Genomic DNA, 14,202 nt, shown 5'->3' with positions numbered 1-14,202 from the left:
GTTTATCATTTGGATGGGCAAGTGCTGTTTGCCTTGTTTGCCTTGTTTGCGGATGTGCCGCAGATCACATCTACTGAATTGTGAGGGAGTTTTAGCGGAACTTTCTGACTGTCGATAAAATCATTTGGTATTTTTCTCGGGATCCGCTAATAAATAAATATTGTACTTATTCGGATTAAATAGAATCTCTTGCCGGGTATTCTGTGTAGTGTTCTTCTAAAAGCAGGTCTATACTTGCGTTAACATTAACCCGAATACATAGAATGTACCGTGTGTTGCACCGGATTTTTAGTTTCCGGATCATGCTGGTCGAGGTTTCTATGTGTTTACATACTGTCGCAGAGGTGAAAGTGAGCATTCTGGATAACGATATCGATAAGCGGATTCAGCAGCATCAACAAAAAATTGTTGAGCTCGAACAGATGAAAAAGGAACATGAGAAAAAGCTCAAGGGACTGGAAGAGTTTGACGTAGAGATCAAACGCCTGTGCGAACAGAATAATTTGTCTGAGTCTGAACTATATGTATCCCGTTCCGAGCAAATCGAGAATTGGGTTCTGGAAATGTCCCGGCAAGAATCGCCATTACCTATCTACAATAGCTTGCGCAAGCATTTTGAGCGGGCAGGAGTGCGTAGTGGCAAGCGTGAAAAGAAAATCGTGCAGCCAAAACCCAAGCTGGAAGTCGGTACTTATCGTAATCCGAACACGAACGAGAGCGTTGACAAAATCAAACGTAATCCTCGTCAGCTGGATCAGTGGATTGCCGAATTCGGTATGGATACCGTAAAAACCTGGAAAGAATCCTGATATAAGGCGGTAGCGAACATATTCGCTACCGCTTTTTTTATTGCACTGCGTAATATCCCAATGGCACTTCAACTACGGATCGTAATCTGCCCGGCTCGGGCGGTTGAAGCCAGTCAATCATCGCTATAACTCTCTTTTTCTCCAGCGTTTCCTGCTTGTGTCGATTGTTGCCGGAGTATGCTCACAACGTGCGTGCTCCTGCTCCCGGCAGCGTCTCTGGTCACAATCCCGCCATTGTCATATCCCCTCCAATCGTTTTGTCTTGTCGTGTTTACTACACGGTTTTTTGGTTGAAAATTTAATTAAATCAATTGGTTACATGCTGGCCCCTGGTTTGCACCTTGTCTTTCAGAGTTTTTCAGACACCGAATTTCGCAGAGAGGGCAGAGCATGAAAGCCAAAGACATCGCCGAGTTGATGGACGAGCCAGCCTGTGAGCACAACAAAAAGGAAAAGTCCGGTTGTGCCAAGCCGACGCCTGGTGCCACCGACGGCGGCTGTGCGTTTGATGGTGCCCAGATTGCCTTGCTGCCTATCGCTGATGTTGCCCATATCGTGCATGGCCCGATCGCGTGTGCGGGCAGCTCCTGGGATAACCGGGGTACCCGTTCCAGTGGCCCGACCTTGTATCGCATTGGCATGACCACTGACCTGACAGAACAGGATGTGGTGATGGGACGTGGCGAGAAGCGCCTGTTTCATTCCATCAAACAAGCGGTAGAAGACTACAACCCGCCAGCGGTCTTTGTTTACAACACCTGTGTTCCGGCACTGGTGGGTGATGATGTTGATGCTATTTGCAAAGCCGCTGAAGCGCGCTGGGGAGTGCCGGTCGTGCCGGTCGATGCCGCTGGTTTTTACGGCACCAAAAATCTTGGCAACCGCATCGCGGGTGAAGCCATGGTCAAGTACGTGGTCGGGCATCGTGACCCCGAGCCGTTACCTGAGTCGGTACAACGCCCTGGCATCAAGGTGCATGACGTGAACCTGGTTGGCGAATACAACATTGCTGGCGAATTCTGGTACGTATTACCTCTGCTGGATGAACTGGGTATCCGGGTGCTTTGCACACTGTCAGGTGATGCCCGGTTCCACGAAGTGCAAACCATGCATCATGCTGAAGTGAACATGATGGTGTGTTCCAAGGCGATGCTGAACGTCGCGCGCAAGCTGCAGGATCGTTTTGGCACGCCCTGGTTTGAAGGCAGCTTTTACGGCATTACCGATACCTCGCAAGCGTTGCGGGATTTTGCCCGTTTTATTGGTGATGACGACCTGACCCAGCGCACCGAAGCCCTGATCGAACGGGAAGAGAAACGTATTCGTGAAGAGCTGGAACCATGGCGTAAGCGGTTGGCCGGTAAGCGAGTACTTCTTTATACCGGCGGAGTAAAGTCCTGGTCGGTGATTTCTGCGCTGCAGGATCTTGGTATGAAAGTGGTTGCCACCGGCACCAAAAAGTCGACTGAAGAAGACAAGGCCCGTATTCGTGAACTGATGGGTGATGACGTCAAGATGCTGGATGAAGGCAGCCCCAAAGCCCTGCTGCAAACCGTCAAGGATTATCAAGCCGATATCCTCATTGCCGGTGGTCGCAATATGTATACCGCCCTGAAAGCCCGTATTCCATTTCTGGATATTAACCAGGAGCGTGAATTTGGTTATGCCGGTTACGACGGCATGCTGGAGCTGGTACGGCAGTTGTCACTGACCATTGAAAGCCCGGTATGGGAAGCCGTACGTCGCTCGGCACCTTGGGAAACCCCCGCCCGCCAGGGCGATCTGTTGTCAGCACAGGGATAAGGGGCAGAATATGAATAACGTTGTCAATATGGAACCGGGCAAGACCGAAGTGATCAAGAAGCGCAAAAAAGCGTTGTCGGTCAGCCCGTTAAAAACCAGTCAGACCATAGGCGGAGCGCTGGCCGTATTGGGGGTCGCCCGAGCAGTGCCTTTGATGCATGGCTCGCAAGGCTGCACCGCCTTCGCCAAAGTATTTTTTGTGCGTCATTTTCGCGAGCCGGTGCCGTTGCAAACCACCGCGATGGATCAAGTCAGCTCGGTGATGGGGGCGGATGGCAATATTGTTGAAGCGCTGAAAGTGATCTGTGAAAAAAGTGCACCGGCGTTAATTGGTCTGGTGACCACCGGTCTGGCAGAAACCCAGGGAGCCGATATCAAACGTGCGGTGGGCGAGTTTCGACGTCAGTATCCGCAGTTTGTCAGCACTGCGGTGATGGCAGTGAATACGCCAGATTTCAGTGGTTCTTTTGAAAGCGGTTTTGCTATCGCGGTAAAAGGCTTGCTGCAAACCCTGGTGCCTGCGGCCGAAGCAGACAACCCCCGTGCCGGTCTGCGTCACAAACAGGTAAATGTACTTTGTGGTGCCAATCTGTCTCCGACCGACCTGGAGTTTGTTGCCGAAAGTATCGAGAGCTTTGGCTTGCGGCCGCTGCTGATACCTGATTTGTCCGGTTCTCTGGATGGACATCTGTCTGATGAACCCTTCAGTCCGGTCACCACTGGTGGTGTCAGTGTTGCTGATATCGCCACTGCCGGTGAAAGCCTGGCGACGCTGGCTGTGGGTGAAAGCCTGCACAATTGCGGTCAGTGGCTGGAAAAACACACGACGGTACCGACACATTGCTTTGGCCATTTGATGGGACTGGATGCCGTCGACCAATGGTTTCATACCCTGTCGCAGTTAAGCGGTCAGCCAGTGCCCAACCGCTGGATTCGTCAGCGTAAACAGCTGCAAGACGCGATGCTGGATACCCATTTTATGATCGGGCTGACACGCGTCGCCATTGCTTCGGATCCGGATATGCTGGCCGCTTTTACCCGGCTGTTACAGGGCATGGGAGCCGAAGTGGTGGCTGCGGTGGTGCCAACGCAAGGGCCAGCACTGAAGACACTGTCAGGCGTTCAGTTACAGATCGGTGATCTCGAAGACCTGGAAGCCGTGGCTGCGGCAGAAGATGCGCAGATTCTGCTGACCAACAGTCATGGTGTCGAAAGTGCCGAGCGGCTGGGTATTCCGCTGTTCCGTATCGGTTTTCCCCAATACGACGTGGTTGGTGGTTTCCAGCGCTGCTGGTTTGGTTATCGCGGTACCAGTCAGGCGCTGTTTGATCTGGCCAATATTGTGTTAAGCCAACACCACGAACTGGAGCCCTATCATTCCTGTTATTCGCAGAAGACAGATGGCGTGAAAGCCGGATTCCGCCCCAGCGACGCCTCGGCTCACTGAGTCAGCAATTTGTAGAGAGGACACACTCATGAGTATTACTCGCAAGTTGGAAGTGTTGGACGACAACGATGACGACAACACCTTGCTGAAAGTCGCTTTTGCGACGTCAAATCAGGTGGAAGTTGATCAGCACTTTGGCTCAGCTCATTCATTTTCTATTTACGGCGTCAATATTGATAACGCCTATTTACTCGCCGTCAGTGAATTTGGCGACCTCAAGCAGGATGGTAACGAAGACAAACTGGCCGAGAAGCTTGAGCTGCTCAGCGGTTGTGTTGCCGTGTATTGCCGAGCTTGCGGTGCCTCGGCAGTTCGACAGTTACTCGCTCAGGGCACCCAGCCGGTCAAGGTCAGTGATGGCACCGAGATCAGCGAGATGATTGCCAGTTTGCAACAGGAACTGCGAGAAGGGCCATCGGCCTGGTTAGCGAAGGCTATTCGCAGTCAACTCGTCGTTAATCCTACTCGTTTTGACGCCATGGAATCGGAAGGCTGGAGCGAATAATTCGCCCGCCACCACTACATCCTCAGGAGAAATACCATGAACGACACCGTCATTGATGCGGACAACGCCCAGCTTGCCAACCCGCTGGTTCGCCAGGTTGTGGTGCAATTACGCGCCATGGACAGCTATGGCACCTACGACACCTGGAGTGACGACAAGGTGCTGGATCCGATGATCCTGACCAAAGCTCGTCGTCGTGAAATTCCGGTGGTAGGCGACCCGGATGAGACCACTGTGGCGCGGATCAAGGCGTACTACAACGCCCTGTCCACCACCATTGAAAAAGAATCCGGACTGATGGCAGTGCCAGTCATCAACATTACGCACGAGGGTTTCGGCCGCGCCATGATTATCGTTGGCAAACTGGTGGTGCTGGATAAAGTCCTGCGTGATGTGCACCGCTTCGGGTTTGATTCGCTCGAAAAAATGATTGAAGAAATAGAAAAAGTCAGCAGCAAGGCAGTAGCCCTGATCAATGATCACCGGGTTGTTGCCGAAATGTAAGCCATCAAGGCCACGGCATGCCGTGGCCTAACATAAGCACTTTATTTAAGCATTTTATTAACGGAGGACAATCCATGACTCCCGAAGAAATCAAGGCGCTGAAAAAAGCCGCCAGTACTCAAAAACGTATCGCCACCGAAATTGCATCAAAAATCCATGACGTGGTTGAAGATACTTACTGGACTGAGTACGAGACATTGCCCGCCCTGGCTCAGGAAGCAATTGCTGCCTGCGAAGCCTGGAAGGCAGCCCAGGCGGCGTATGACGAGGTTGCAGAAACCGCATAAACACGAATGTGTTGCGGACGTACCCAGAACCAGAATCATCCGCGAGTTTAACGGGCCAGAGAGCCTGAACCTTGTCGGTAGCAGGATTGAAGCATGTGTTTGTCGCACATGTTTGCAGAGGCGTACCTCAGGGGCGTCGAAAAAAGAACAAACAACCGTGATTAGCCATTAACCAGAGGAGATCGGCCATGACTGACACCATCGTTGGCCGCACACGGGGCGGTGAAGAGTGGACGCCCGAATTTGTTACCGCACTGAACCCGATGACCTGCATCGGCTGTGGCCGTTGCTACAAGGTATGCCCGCGCGATGTCTTCGACCTCGTTGACCGCGCTGATGTGGTTGATGCTGAAGACGACGATGACTTTTACGATGATGACGACGAGATGAAGGTGATGACCATCGCCAATGCTGATGACTGCATTGGTTGTGTCTCCTGCGCTCGTGTTTGTCCCAAAAATTGTCACACACATGAACCGCTAGCGGGGTAACCACCATGCCAAAACCGGAATTCCACGTATTTGTTTGCAGCCAGCAGCGCCCGGCGGGGCACCCTCGATCCAGCTGTGGTGAAAAGGGCGCAGGCCCGATGATGCAGGCCTTTTCCGAACGACTGATCGCCAAGGGACTGTTCAATAAAGTGTCGCTGGTGGCTACCGGTTGCCTGGGGCCATGTCGGGCTGGAGCCAATGTGCTGGTGTACCCTGGTGGTACGCTGTATATGCAGATCACGCCAGCAGATGTTGATCAGATCATTGATCAGCATCTGGTTGCCGGGGAACCCTGGCTCGACAAGGTGGCTCCGGACGAGGTGTGGCAATGAGCCTGATGGCAAGCAAGAAAAGCCCCGGGACGATCACCGGGGTGGTGGCGGAACGGCTGGCCGAGGAGGCCGACCGTATTGCCGCCATGCAGCAGGCATTGCTGGCGGAGCTGGCCAAGATTGGCTTGAAGGAACAATGTTCGGGCATTCTGGATGCCTTTGATGCCGCTGAGGTTCGTATCGATCCATTTGATCAGACCGAATCGTTGCAGTGTTATTGGAAAACGCCGCTGGGCATGAATCAGGGAACCATGCAGTTACGGCCTGGTAGCCAGTTGTTTGCCGAATACGATGTGCTGTGTGTGCATCCACACAAACCAGCCTGGTTTATTGAAGCGGTGACTGGCTGGGGCCAGCCAGGTGCGATCAAGACGGAGTTGCGGCTGATTCCGGTACCCTGAGACAACAAACAAGTCGACCGCTTCAACGGCACCCGTCGGGACAATCTGCTGTGGTTGCCTACAGCGGCGAATCCTGTCTCCCCACGCTATCGTCAACGCGGTGCGCCTTGCCCCCGAATTTGGGAATAAAACCTGGCCTGACGACACCGCGATATATTCATCAAACCACTCGCTACTCCTCACTCAACCGTGTCACCGGGAATCACTCCCGGTTTGTCTGCAGCGGTGCAGTCTGTTTGTCCACGTCATCGTGATCGCCATCATTATCGCCGTTATCTCCAATGTTATTGGCAGGTCGTCTTGCACCATGGCTTGAGAACAAAACCAGGCCTGACAACATCGCGACAACCCATCAAACGGCTACGTATTCAACACCATTGGTCAGGAAAATCTACCGGGGTTATCTGTTGCGACAGAGTCTCTGGCGAGGGTCTTGGCATGGCGGATACAGAGTTCAGGTACTGGGTACTGTGGTGCAGTGCAAACCCAACATAAGGTCTTGTCGTAACTGCGACAAAGCCTTGCATACGTGGTGTTCGCTACATCATTTCAATCCCGACATTGTCTTTAACTATATGAATTTTAAATGTTTTTTATGTGTAATTTGCGTGGCATATCGATTGCACTTTCTCTTCAGGCAACCCTTATCGCCCAGCTCCAGTCTTCGCTGGGAGCGGCCGCAGCCACAGGAGGCAACATCTCATGATCACGATGACCGATAGCGCAATTTCCGCAGTTCGCCGTTTTATGCAGTCCACTGAGGCCCCGATGGCGGGACTTCGCATCAAGGTCGAAGGTGGCGGCTGTTCTGGCTTTCAATATGGCATGAAACTGGAAGAGAGTGTGACCCAGGGCGATGAGGTACTGGATTTTTCCGGCCTTACTGTGCTGGTAGACGAAAACAGCGCAGCGCTGCTGGACGGCGTTACGGTGGATTTTATTGATGGCTTTGAAGGCAGTGGCTTTAAGTTTGAAAACCCGAATGCATCCAACAGTTGTGGTTGCGGCAAATCATTCAGCGCCTGATTTCAGCCGCTGATCCATATCCGATCCAGACCAGCCGCAATCAGGCATCGATACCAGGAGCAGAATTATGTGGGATTACTCTGAAACCGTTAAAGAACATTTCTACAACCCCAAAAACGCCGGTTCGGTCGCCGAGGCGAACGCCGTTGGCGACGTGGGTTCCATCAGTTGTGGCGACGCCTTGCGTCTGACCCTGAAAGTCGAACCAGAGACCGAGATCATTCTGGAAGCTGGCTTCCAGACCTTTGGTTGTGGTTCTGCCATCGCATCATCTTCGGCACTGACCGAGATGGTAAAAGGCAAGACTCTGGATCAGGCGCTGGAAATCAGCAACCAGGATATCGCTGACTTTCTCGACGGCTTGCCGCCAGAAAAAATGCACTGCTCAGTCATGGGCCGCGAAGCCTTGCAAGCAGCGGTGGCCAATTATCGCGGAGAAGTGTGGGCCGATGATCACGAGGAAGGCGCGCTGGTATGCAAGTGCTTCGCCATTGATGACGTGATGATTCGCGACACCATCAAGGCCAACAATCTCAGTACGGTGGAAGAAGTTACCAACTACACCAAGGCCGGTGGTGGTTGTTCTTCTTGCCACGAAGGCATTGAGAACATTCTTTCGGAAGAATTGGCTGCCCGTGGTGAAAGCTTTACTCCCGGCGCGATCGGTAAAAAAGAAGGCATCGTTAACCTGGCGCCAAAAGCCGCTCCAGAACAGCCCGGCAAATTAAGCACCGTGCAGCGCATCCTGAAAATTCAGCAGGTGCTGGAAGGTCTGCGTCCAGCCTTACAGGCGGACGGTGGTGATGTGGAGTTGCTGGATGTGGAAGGCCGGAATATCTACGTCAAGCTGGTAGGAGCCTGCTCCGGTTGTCAGATGGCTGCCATGACGCTGGGCGGCGTACAGCAAAAGCTGATCGAAGAACTGGGTGAGTTTGTCAAAGTGATCCCTCACACCGAACGTCCCGTTGAAATTGCAGGAGTCTGATCATGGCTGATATTTACCTCGACAATAACGCTACCACCATGTGCGATCAGGAAGTGGTGGACGCTGTGATGCCGTATTTCAGCGAGCAGTTTGGCAACCCGTCATCCATGCACAGCTTTGGTAACAAGGTTGGATTCGCGATCAAAGCGGCCCGTAAAAGTGTTCAGAACATACTCGGTGCCGAGCACGATTCTGAAATCATTTTCACCTCTTGCGGCTCTGAGTCGGATTCCACTGCCATTCTGTCGGCATTAAAAGCTCAGCCAGAACGCAAGGAAATCATCACCACGGTGGTGGAGCATCCAGCGGTACTGAATCTGTGTGATTACCTGGCAACGGAAGGGTACACCGTGCACAAACTGGCAGTCGATGACAAAGGCCGGCTGGATCTGGATGAATACAAAAAGCTGCTGAGTGACCAGGTGGCGATTGTTTCAGTGATGTGGGCCAACAATGAAACCGGCACTATCTTCCCGGTACTGGAAATGGCGCAAATGGCGGATGACGCCGGGGTGCTGTTTCATACCGATGCTGTGCAAGCGGTTGGCAAGATCCCGATGAACCTGCAAGACACCTGCATTCACATGCTATCGCTGTCCGGGCACAAGTTACACGCCCCCAAAGGTGTTGGTGTGTTGTACCTGCGTCGCGGAGTGCGATTCCGTCCCTTGTTACGTGGTGGCCATCAGGAACGCGGTCGTCGTGCCGGTACGGAAAACACCGTTGGCATCGTGGGCCTGGGTAAGGCCTGTGAGTTGGCGATGGAGCACATGGAATATGAAAACACTGAGGTCGCGAAACTGCGTGACCGCTTGCAGGAAGGTATTCTGGCAGTTGTCCCGCACTCCTTCGTCACTGGTGATCCAACCAATCGCCTGCCCAACACGTTGAACATTGCCTTCGAGTACATCGAAGGGGAAGCCATCCTGTTGCTGATGAATAAGGCCGGTATTGCCGCGTCGTCTGGTTCCGCCTGTACCTCTGGTTCGCTGGAGCCTTCTCATGTGATGAAGGCGATGGGCATTCCTTATACCGCCGCCCACGGCACGGTGCGTTTTTCGCTCAGTCGTTACAACACACCGGAAGAAATCGAACGGGTGATCGAAGCAGTGCCTCCCATTGTGGCCAAGTTACGCAAATTGTCTCCTTATTGGAGTGATAACGGTCCGGTGGAAAATCCTGAGCAGGCATTTGCGCCTGTTTATGCCTGAGTCAAGTTGATAGCGGGAGCGACACCATGACCACAGCACCTCCAGCCATTGTAATAGATGACACCACCCTGCGTGATGGCGAGCAGAGCGCCGGGGTTGCCTTTACAGCTGATGAAAAGCTGGCGATTGCCAGTCATCTGGCGGCGATGGGGGTACAGGAACTGGAAATCGGGATTCCTGCTATGGGGGATGAAGAGCGGGAGGTGATGCAAGCCATTGCCGAGCTTCGACTTCCCTCACGGCTGTTAGCCTGGTGTCGCTTGTTTGATCAGGATCTGGAAGCTGTTCGTGGCCTGGATGTGGATATGGTGGATTTGTCGATTCCGGTATCGGATCAGCAGATTACCCACAAACTGGGCCGGGATCGTCGCTGGGTGGAGGGACAGGTAGAGCGCCTGGTGGCCAAAGCCAGAGACGAAGGTTTTGCAGTCTGTCTCGGCTGTGAGGATGCTTCACGGGCCGATGCCAATTTTATTGCCCGGCTGGCTGATATTGCCACGCGGGCCGGGGCTCAACGTCTGCGCTTTGCCGATACCGTCGGGATCATGCAGCCATTTTCTGTACTGGAGACCATGCGTACCCTGCGCAGCCGTACAGATCTGGAGCTGGAAATGCACGCCCACGACGACTATGGCCTGGCAACGGCCAATACCCTGGCCGCAGTGATGGGTGGTGCAACCCATATCAACACCACGGTGAATGGTCTGGGTGAGCGGGCGGGAAATGCTCCGTTGGAAGAATGTGTGCTGGCCTTGAAACACTTGCATCAGATCGACAGCGGTGTGAACACCCTGTTGATGCCAGGATTGTCAGCTCTGGTGGCGCAGGCATCCGGTCGCAGCGTCAGCTGGAATAAAAGCATCGTGGGGGCCGGGGTGTTTACCCATGAGGCTGGTATTCACGTTGATGGTCTGATCAAGGATCCCTTGAATTATCAGGGACTCGATCCACTAGAACTGGGTCGTCAGCATCAGATGGTGCTGGGTAAACACTCTGGCAAACATGGATTGATCCGGGCTTATCAGGACATTGGGATTGAGTTGCTGAGCTGGCAGGTGCCACTGCTGTTGCAGCAGCTGCGGATTCTGGTGACACGCTCCAAACAGGTACCATCGGCCAGTCAGCTGATGGAATTGTATCTCGCACTGGAACCGGTAATGAGTCACAGCCGTCCGGCCAGCGGCCAGACAGAGGAGGTCAATGTATGTCAGTTGCATCCGATAGCCAGCTAACCACATCACAATCGTTATGGTCACAGTGGCGTGAAGATATCGCCAGCGTTTTTGAGCGTGACCCGGCAGCCCGTACCACTTTTGAAGTGTTGACCACCTATCCCGGTGTTCACGCTCTGATTCTTCACCGTATTTCTCACCGGCTGTGGCTGCGAGGCTGGCGCTATGGTGCCCGTTGGTTGTCGTTTTTTGCCCGACTGGTCAGCAACGTTGATATTCATCCTGGAGCCACGATCGGGGCACGTTTTTTTATTGACCACGGTGCTGGTGTTGTTATCGGTGAAACCGCCGTCGTTGGCGATGACGTCACCCTCTACCACGGCGTTACCCTTGGCGGCACCAGCTGGAACAAGGGCAAGCGTCATCCAACGCTGGGTGATGGCGTCATGGTTGGTGCAGGCGCCAAGATTCTCGGCAATATTACCGTCGGTAATGGCAGTCGGGTGGGTGCTAACTCAGTGGTGGTGGAAGATGTTCCTGATCGCTGCACGGTGGTGGGCATTCCAGGAAAAATCGTCAAATTACGCGAAGCCGGGTTACTCAACCCTTATGGTATTGATCTTGACCATCACCTGATTCCTGATCCTGTTGGCAAGGCCATCAGTTGTCTGCTGAGCCGGATTGATCTGCTGGAGTCGCGCCTCGACAGTCGCGACGCCAGTGAGCGCTACAGCCAGTGCGAAACGGATAACCAGATTTGTGAACAGGACTGTCCCGGAGGCCAGGTCGTCAAGGTGCGGCAGTCGTTGGGAAGCGTGAGGTAAACAGGATGGATTTGCAGGATTTCAAAGGTCAGGGGATGTACTTCGACGAGCCGCTGAGTGCGGACGTTGAAGAGCTGATGAACCGCGCAGCACAGGCTTATGGCGACGGTGATGCGGAAGAATATTTGCAACAAGCTTACGCTTTGGCACCTGGTCATATGACCGTGTTGGTAGGACTGTACCGGTTTTATTACTACCAACACCGACTGCCGGAAGCGATTGAAGTCGCCTACAAAGTCATGGCAGGCATTGCTCCAGGAATCGGTTTTCCGGATCACTGGGAAAAGCTGACTTTTACCCACCTGGCGAATGGCGTGCTGGAGTCCTTTACACGGGTACGCTTTTACCTGTTGGCACTGAAAGGAGCGGCTTACCTGACGCTGCGTCTGGGTGATATGGCGGAAGGTGTGCGGATGTTGAACAAGGTGGTGGAGTTTGATACCAGCGACCGGCTGGGCGCACGCTCACTGTTGCAATCCATCGGCCCGGCTGTGGTGGTGAATAACACCTCAGCAGCGACAACAGAGACAGAAGAACACGCAGCAAGCGACTGACTCGCTGTGATAACCGTTGGACATTCCTGATCCGTCAGGACAGGAGCGTTCAATCCATGCTGATTGATGATGAGAGCTACCTAACAGAGGGGTAACGCTATGGAACTGCAAGACGAACTGAGCCTGGATGACGCATTGGATGAGTTGGTGTCGGCCGAGGATTTTCTGGAGTACTTCGGCGTACCTTTTGATTCAACCGTAGTGCATGTGAACCGGCTGCACATCATGCAGCGTTATCACGATTATCTGAGTCAGAGTGAAGACTCGATGGCAACGCACCTGGGTAACGACGAGGCGTTACGCTCTGTCTACCGGACGTTACTTGAGCGCGCCTATTCGGATTTTGTTGAGTCCGATGCGCTGACGGAAAAAGTGTTCAAGGTATTCCGCATGCATGAACCGCAAACCGGCTTTGTACCATTGGACAGCCTGCTGTAATCCAAGCAGAAGGAGGGGCCTGTGAAACCTGCCTATGAATATGGCGATGAAGTAAGGCTGATTCGCAACGTCCGTAACGATGGAACCTACCCCGGCAAGGAGGTCGGGGAGATGTTGATCCAACGAGGTGCCATCGGTTGTGTTTATGACGTTGGCACTTACTTGCAAGATCAGCTGATTTATCGGGTGCACTTTCTGGACACCGGCACGACCGTCGGCTGTCGTGAGGAAGAACTGATCGCGGCCGCCGCACCCTGGATCAGTAATCGCTTTGAATTTCGTGATGCCGTTATTTCCACCGTATCGATGTCAAGTCAGGGAGAGACCATCGTGCAGCCTGGTGATCTGGGTGAGGTAGAAAAGGTGATTCGTGAAGAGGGCGCGCTGTTTTATCACGCCCGCTTTCATAGTCGTACTTTTCGGGTGCCGGAAGAGGCACTTGAAGCGCCCGAGCAGGAGCGGAGTGCAGATACTGCCGACCCACAACAGGCTGGAGGTGGAGCATGAGTGCACTGGCCCGATCTCCCCAAAACGATGGCGTAACGCTAAACGGCTATCGTGAACTGCGTATTGCGGGTGAGCAGTTTGGCTGCTCGCCACATCAACTGACTCAGGTTCAGACCCAGCAGTTACAACGTATTGCCAGCAACGAAATGGCGTTGGAACAGCTGGTACTGACCAGCCCGGAAGCAGCGCAGGTGAGTGTCCCTGCCTCACAACTTGAGGCAGCGCTGGATCAGATTCGTCAACGTTATGAATCCGATGCCCAGTTTGAAGAAGCGCTGGAACAGAACGGTTTGGCAACGGCCGATTTACGTGACGGGCTATTGCGCGAACTCACCGTCGAGGCCGTGATGGAACTGGTGGGCAGCCGTGGTGTACACGTTGATGATACCGAAGCAACGCTGTTTTATTACCTGCATCCTGAACGCTTCGAAAAACCCGAGACCCGCACCGCCCGGCATATTCTGATCACGGTGAATGACGGTTTTGCCGAGAACGAACGCGGTGCTGCTTATCAGCGTTTGCAAGATATTACCCGCCGAGTGCAACGTTCTCCCAAGCGTTTTGCCGAGCAAGCCTTAAAACATTCCGAGTGCCCTACCAGCCTGAATGGCGGTTTGCTGGGAGAAATCCGGACAGGAACCTTGTTTCCTGAACTCGACAGCGCCTTGTTTTCGATGGCGGAAGATGAGCTGCGGGGACCGATTGAAAGCGAACTGGGCTGGCACCTGTTGTGGTGTGAAAAGATACATCCCGCCACGCTGATGCCGCTGGATGAGGTACTGCCTCGTCTGCAAGAAGAATTGCAGCAGCGCCAGAACAAGCGTACCCAGAAACTCTGGCTGAAACAGCGCGCCGCCAGCGTCTGAGTCGATTACCTGCCGCTCCGGGCATTGTCGGCGCGGCGCA

Annotated in this window: 18 protein-coding genes; all 18 read left to right on the top strand. The window is 53.6% G+C overall.

Going from position 1 to position 14,202, the window contains the following annotated elements; genetic code table 11:
• The first annotated feature begins 320 nt into the window (after positions 1-320).
• The 18 genes from SOJ49_RS16875 (at position 321) to nifM (ending at position 14,162) form a co-directional block, all read left to right on the top strand.
• Entirely contained in the window at positions 321-809 is a 489-nt protein-coding gene (locus SOJ49_RS16875; protein WP_369855651.1) for a hypothetical protein, read from the top strand.
• 390 nt (positions 810-1,199) lie between these two features.
• Positions 1,200-2,612: a nitrogenase iron-molybdenum cofactor biosynthesis protein NifE gene (gene nifE, locus SOJ49_RS16870; protein WP_369855650.1), complete on the top strand. Its 1,413-nt coding sequence runs from the start codon at positions 1,200-1,202 to the stop codon at positions 2,610-2,612.
• A 10-nt stretch (positions 2,613-2,622) separates the two neighbouring features.
• Positions 2,623-4,059 (top strand): nitrogenase iron-molybdenum cofactor biosynthesis protein NifN, encoded by a 1,437-nt coding sequence (gene nifN / locus SOJ49_RS16865; RefSeq protein WP_369855649.1) that lies wholly within the window; start codon positions 2,623-2,625, stop codon positions 4,057-4,059.
• A 28-nt stretch (positions 4,060-4,087) separates the two neighbouring features.
• Positions 4,088-4,564: a NifB/NifX family molybdenum-iron cluster-binding protein gene (locus SOJ49_RS16860; RefSeq protein ID WP_369855648.1), complete on the top strand. Its 477-nt coding sequence runs from the start codon at positions 4,088-4,090 to the stop codon at positions 4,562-4,564.
• A 36-nt stretch (positions 4,565-4,600) separates the two neighbouring features.
• Positions 4,601-5,068 carry a NifX-associated nitrogen fixation protein gene (locus tag SOJ49_RS16855; protein ID WP_369855647.1) on the top strand — a complete coding sequence of 156 codons (468 nt, stop codon included), beginning with the start codon at positions 4,601-4,603 and terminating at the stop codon, positions 5,066-5,068.
• A gap of 74 nt (positions 5,069-5,142) precedes the next feature.
• The gene (locus tag SOJ49_RS16850) at positions 5,143-5,355 is read left to right on the top strand and encodes a CCE_0567 family metalloprotein (RefSeq protein ID WP_369855646.1); all 213 of its coding nucleotides are present in this window, start codon (positions 5,143-5,145) and stop codon (positions 5,353-5,355) included.
• A 188-nt stretch (positions 5,356-5,543) separates the two neighbouring features.
• On the top strand, positions 5,544-5,846 hold the full coding sequence (gene fdxB, locus SOJ49_RS16845) for a ferredoxin III, nif-specific (protein WP_369855645.1): 303 nt from the start codon (positions 5,544-5,546) through the stop codon (positions 5,844-5,846).
• Between the two features lie 5 nt (positions 5,847-5,851).
• Positions 5,852-6,178: a ferredoxin gene (locus SOJ49_RS16840; RefSeq protein ID WP_369855644.1), complete on the top strand. Its 327-nt coding sequence runs from the start codon at positions 5,852-5,854 to the stop codon at positions 6,176-6,178.
• Positions 6,175-6,579 carry a hypothetical protein gene (locus SOJ49_RS16835; protein ID WP_369855643.1) on the top strand — a complete coding sequence of 135 codons (405 nt, stop codon included), beginning with the start codon at positions 6,175-6,177 and terminating at the stop codon, positions 6,577-6,579. Before SOJ49_RS16840 ends, SOJ49_RS16835 begins: the two co-directional genes overlap by 4 nt.
• A gap of 702 nt (positions 6,580-7,281) precedes the next feature.
• On the top strand, positions 7,282-7,605 hold the full coding sequence (locus SOJ49_RS16830; RefSeq protein ID WP_369855642.1) for a HesB/IscA family protein: 324 nt from the start codon (positions 7,282-7,284) through the stop codon (positions 7,603-7,605).
• 67 nt (positions 7,606-7,672) lie between these two features.
• Complete coding sequence (gene nifU, locus SOJ49_RS16825; protein ID WP_369855641.1) at positions 7,673-8,590, top strand: Fe-S cluster assembly protein NifU; 918 nt, start codon at positions 7,673-7,675, stop codon at positions 8,588-8,590.
• 2 nt (positions 8,591-8,592) lie between these two features.
• Entirely contained in the window at positions 8,593-9,801 is a 1,209-nt protein-coding gene (gene nifS / locus SOJ49_RS16820; RefSeq protein ID WP_369855640.1) for a cysteine desulfurase NifS, read from the top strand.
• Positions 9,802-9,827: 26 nt separating this feature from the next.
• Positions 9,828-11,033, top strand: coding sequence for a homocitrate synthase (gene nifV / locus SOJ49_RS16815; RefSeq protein ID WP_369855639.1), 1,206 nt, complete (start codon positions 9,828-9,830; stop codon positions 11,031-11,033).
• On the top strand, positions 11,006-11,797 hold the full coding sequence (gene cysE / locus SOJ49_RS16810) for a serine O-acetyltransferase (RefSeq protein ID WP_369855638.1): 792 nt from the start codon (positions 11,006-11,008) through the stop codon (positions 11,795-11,797). Before nifV ends, cysE begins: the two co-directional genes overlap by 28 nt.
• Positions 11,798-11,802: 5 nt before the next feature.
• Positions 11,803-12,351 carry a hypothetical protein gene (locus SOJ49_RS16805; protein ID WP_369855637.1) on the top strand — a complete coding sequence of 183 codons (549 nt, stop codon included), beginning with the start codon at positions 11,803-11,805 and terminating at the stop codon, positions 12,349-12,351.
• Between the two features lie 99 nt (positions 12,352-12,450).
• Entirely contained in the window at positions 12,451-12,789 is a 339-nt protein-coding gene (gene nifW / locus SOJ49_RS16800; protein ID WP_369855636.1) for a nitrogenase-stabilizing/protective protein NifW, read from the top strand.
• 21 nt (positions 12,790-12,810) lie between these two features.
• On the top strand, positions 12,811-13,296 hold the full coding sequence (locus tag SOJ49_RS16795; RefSeq protein WP_369855635.1) for a nitrogen fixation protein NifZ: 486 nt from the start codon (positions 12,811-12,813) through the stop codon (positions 13,294-13,296).
• Positions 13,293-14,162, top strand: a complete 870-nt coding sequence (gene nifM, locus SOJ49_RS16790; protein ID WP_369855634.1) for a nitrogen fixation protein NifM — start codon at positions 13,293-13,295, stop codon at positions 14,160-14,162. The genes SOJ49_RS16795 and nifM overlap by 4 nt, the downstream gene beginning before the upstream one ends.
• Positions 14,163-14,202 lie beyond the last annotated feature (40 nt).

It is taken from the genome of Candidatus Thalassolituus haligoni, assembly GCF_041222825.1.
Taxonomy (GTDB): Bacteria; Pseudomonadota; Gammaproteobacteria; order Pseudomonadales; family Oceanobacteraceae; genus Oceanobacter; species Oceanobacter antarcticus.
This window is presented reverse-complemented; position numbering and strand designations above follow the sequence as displayed.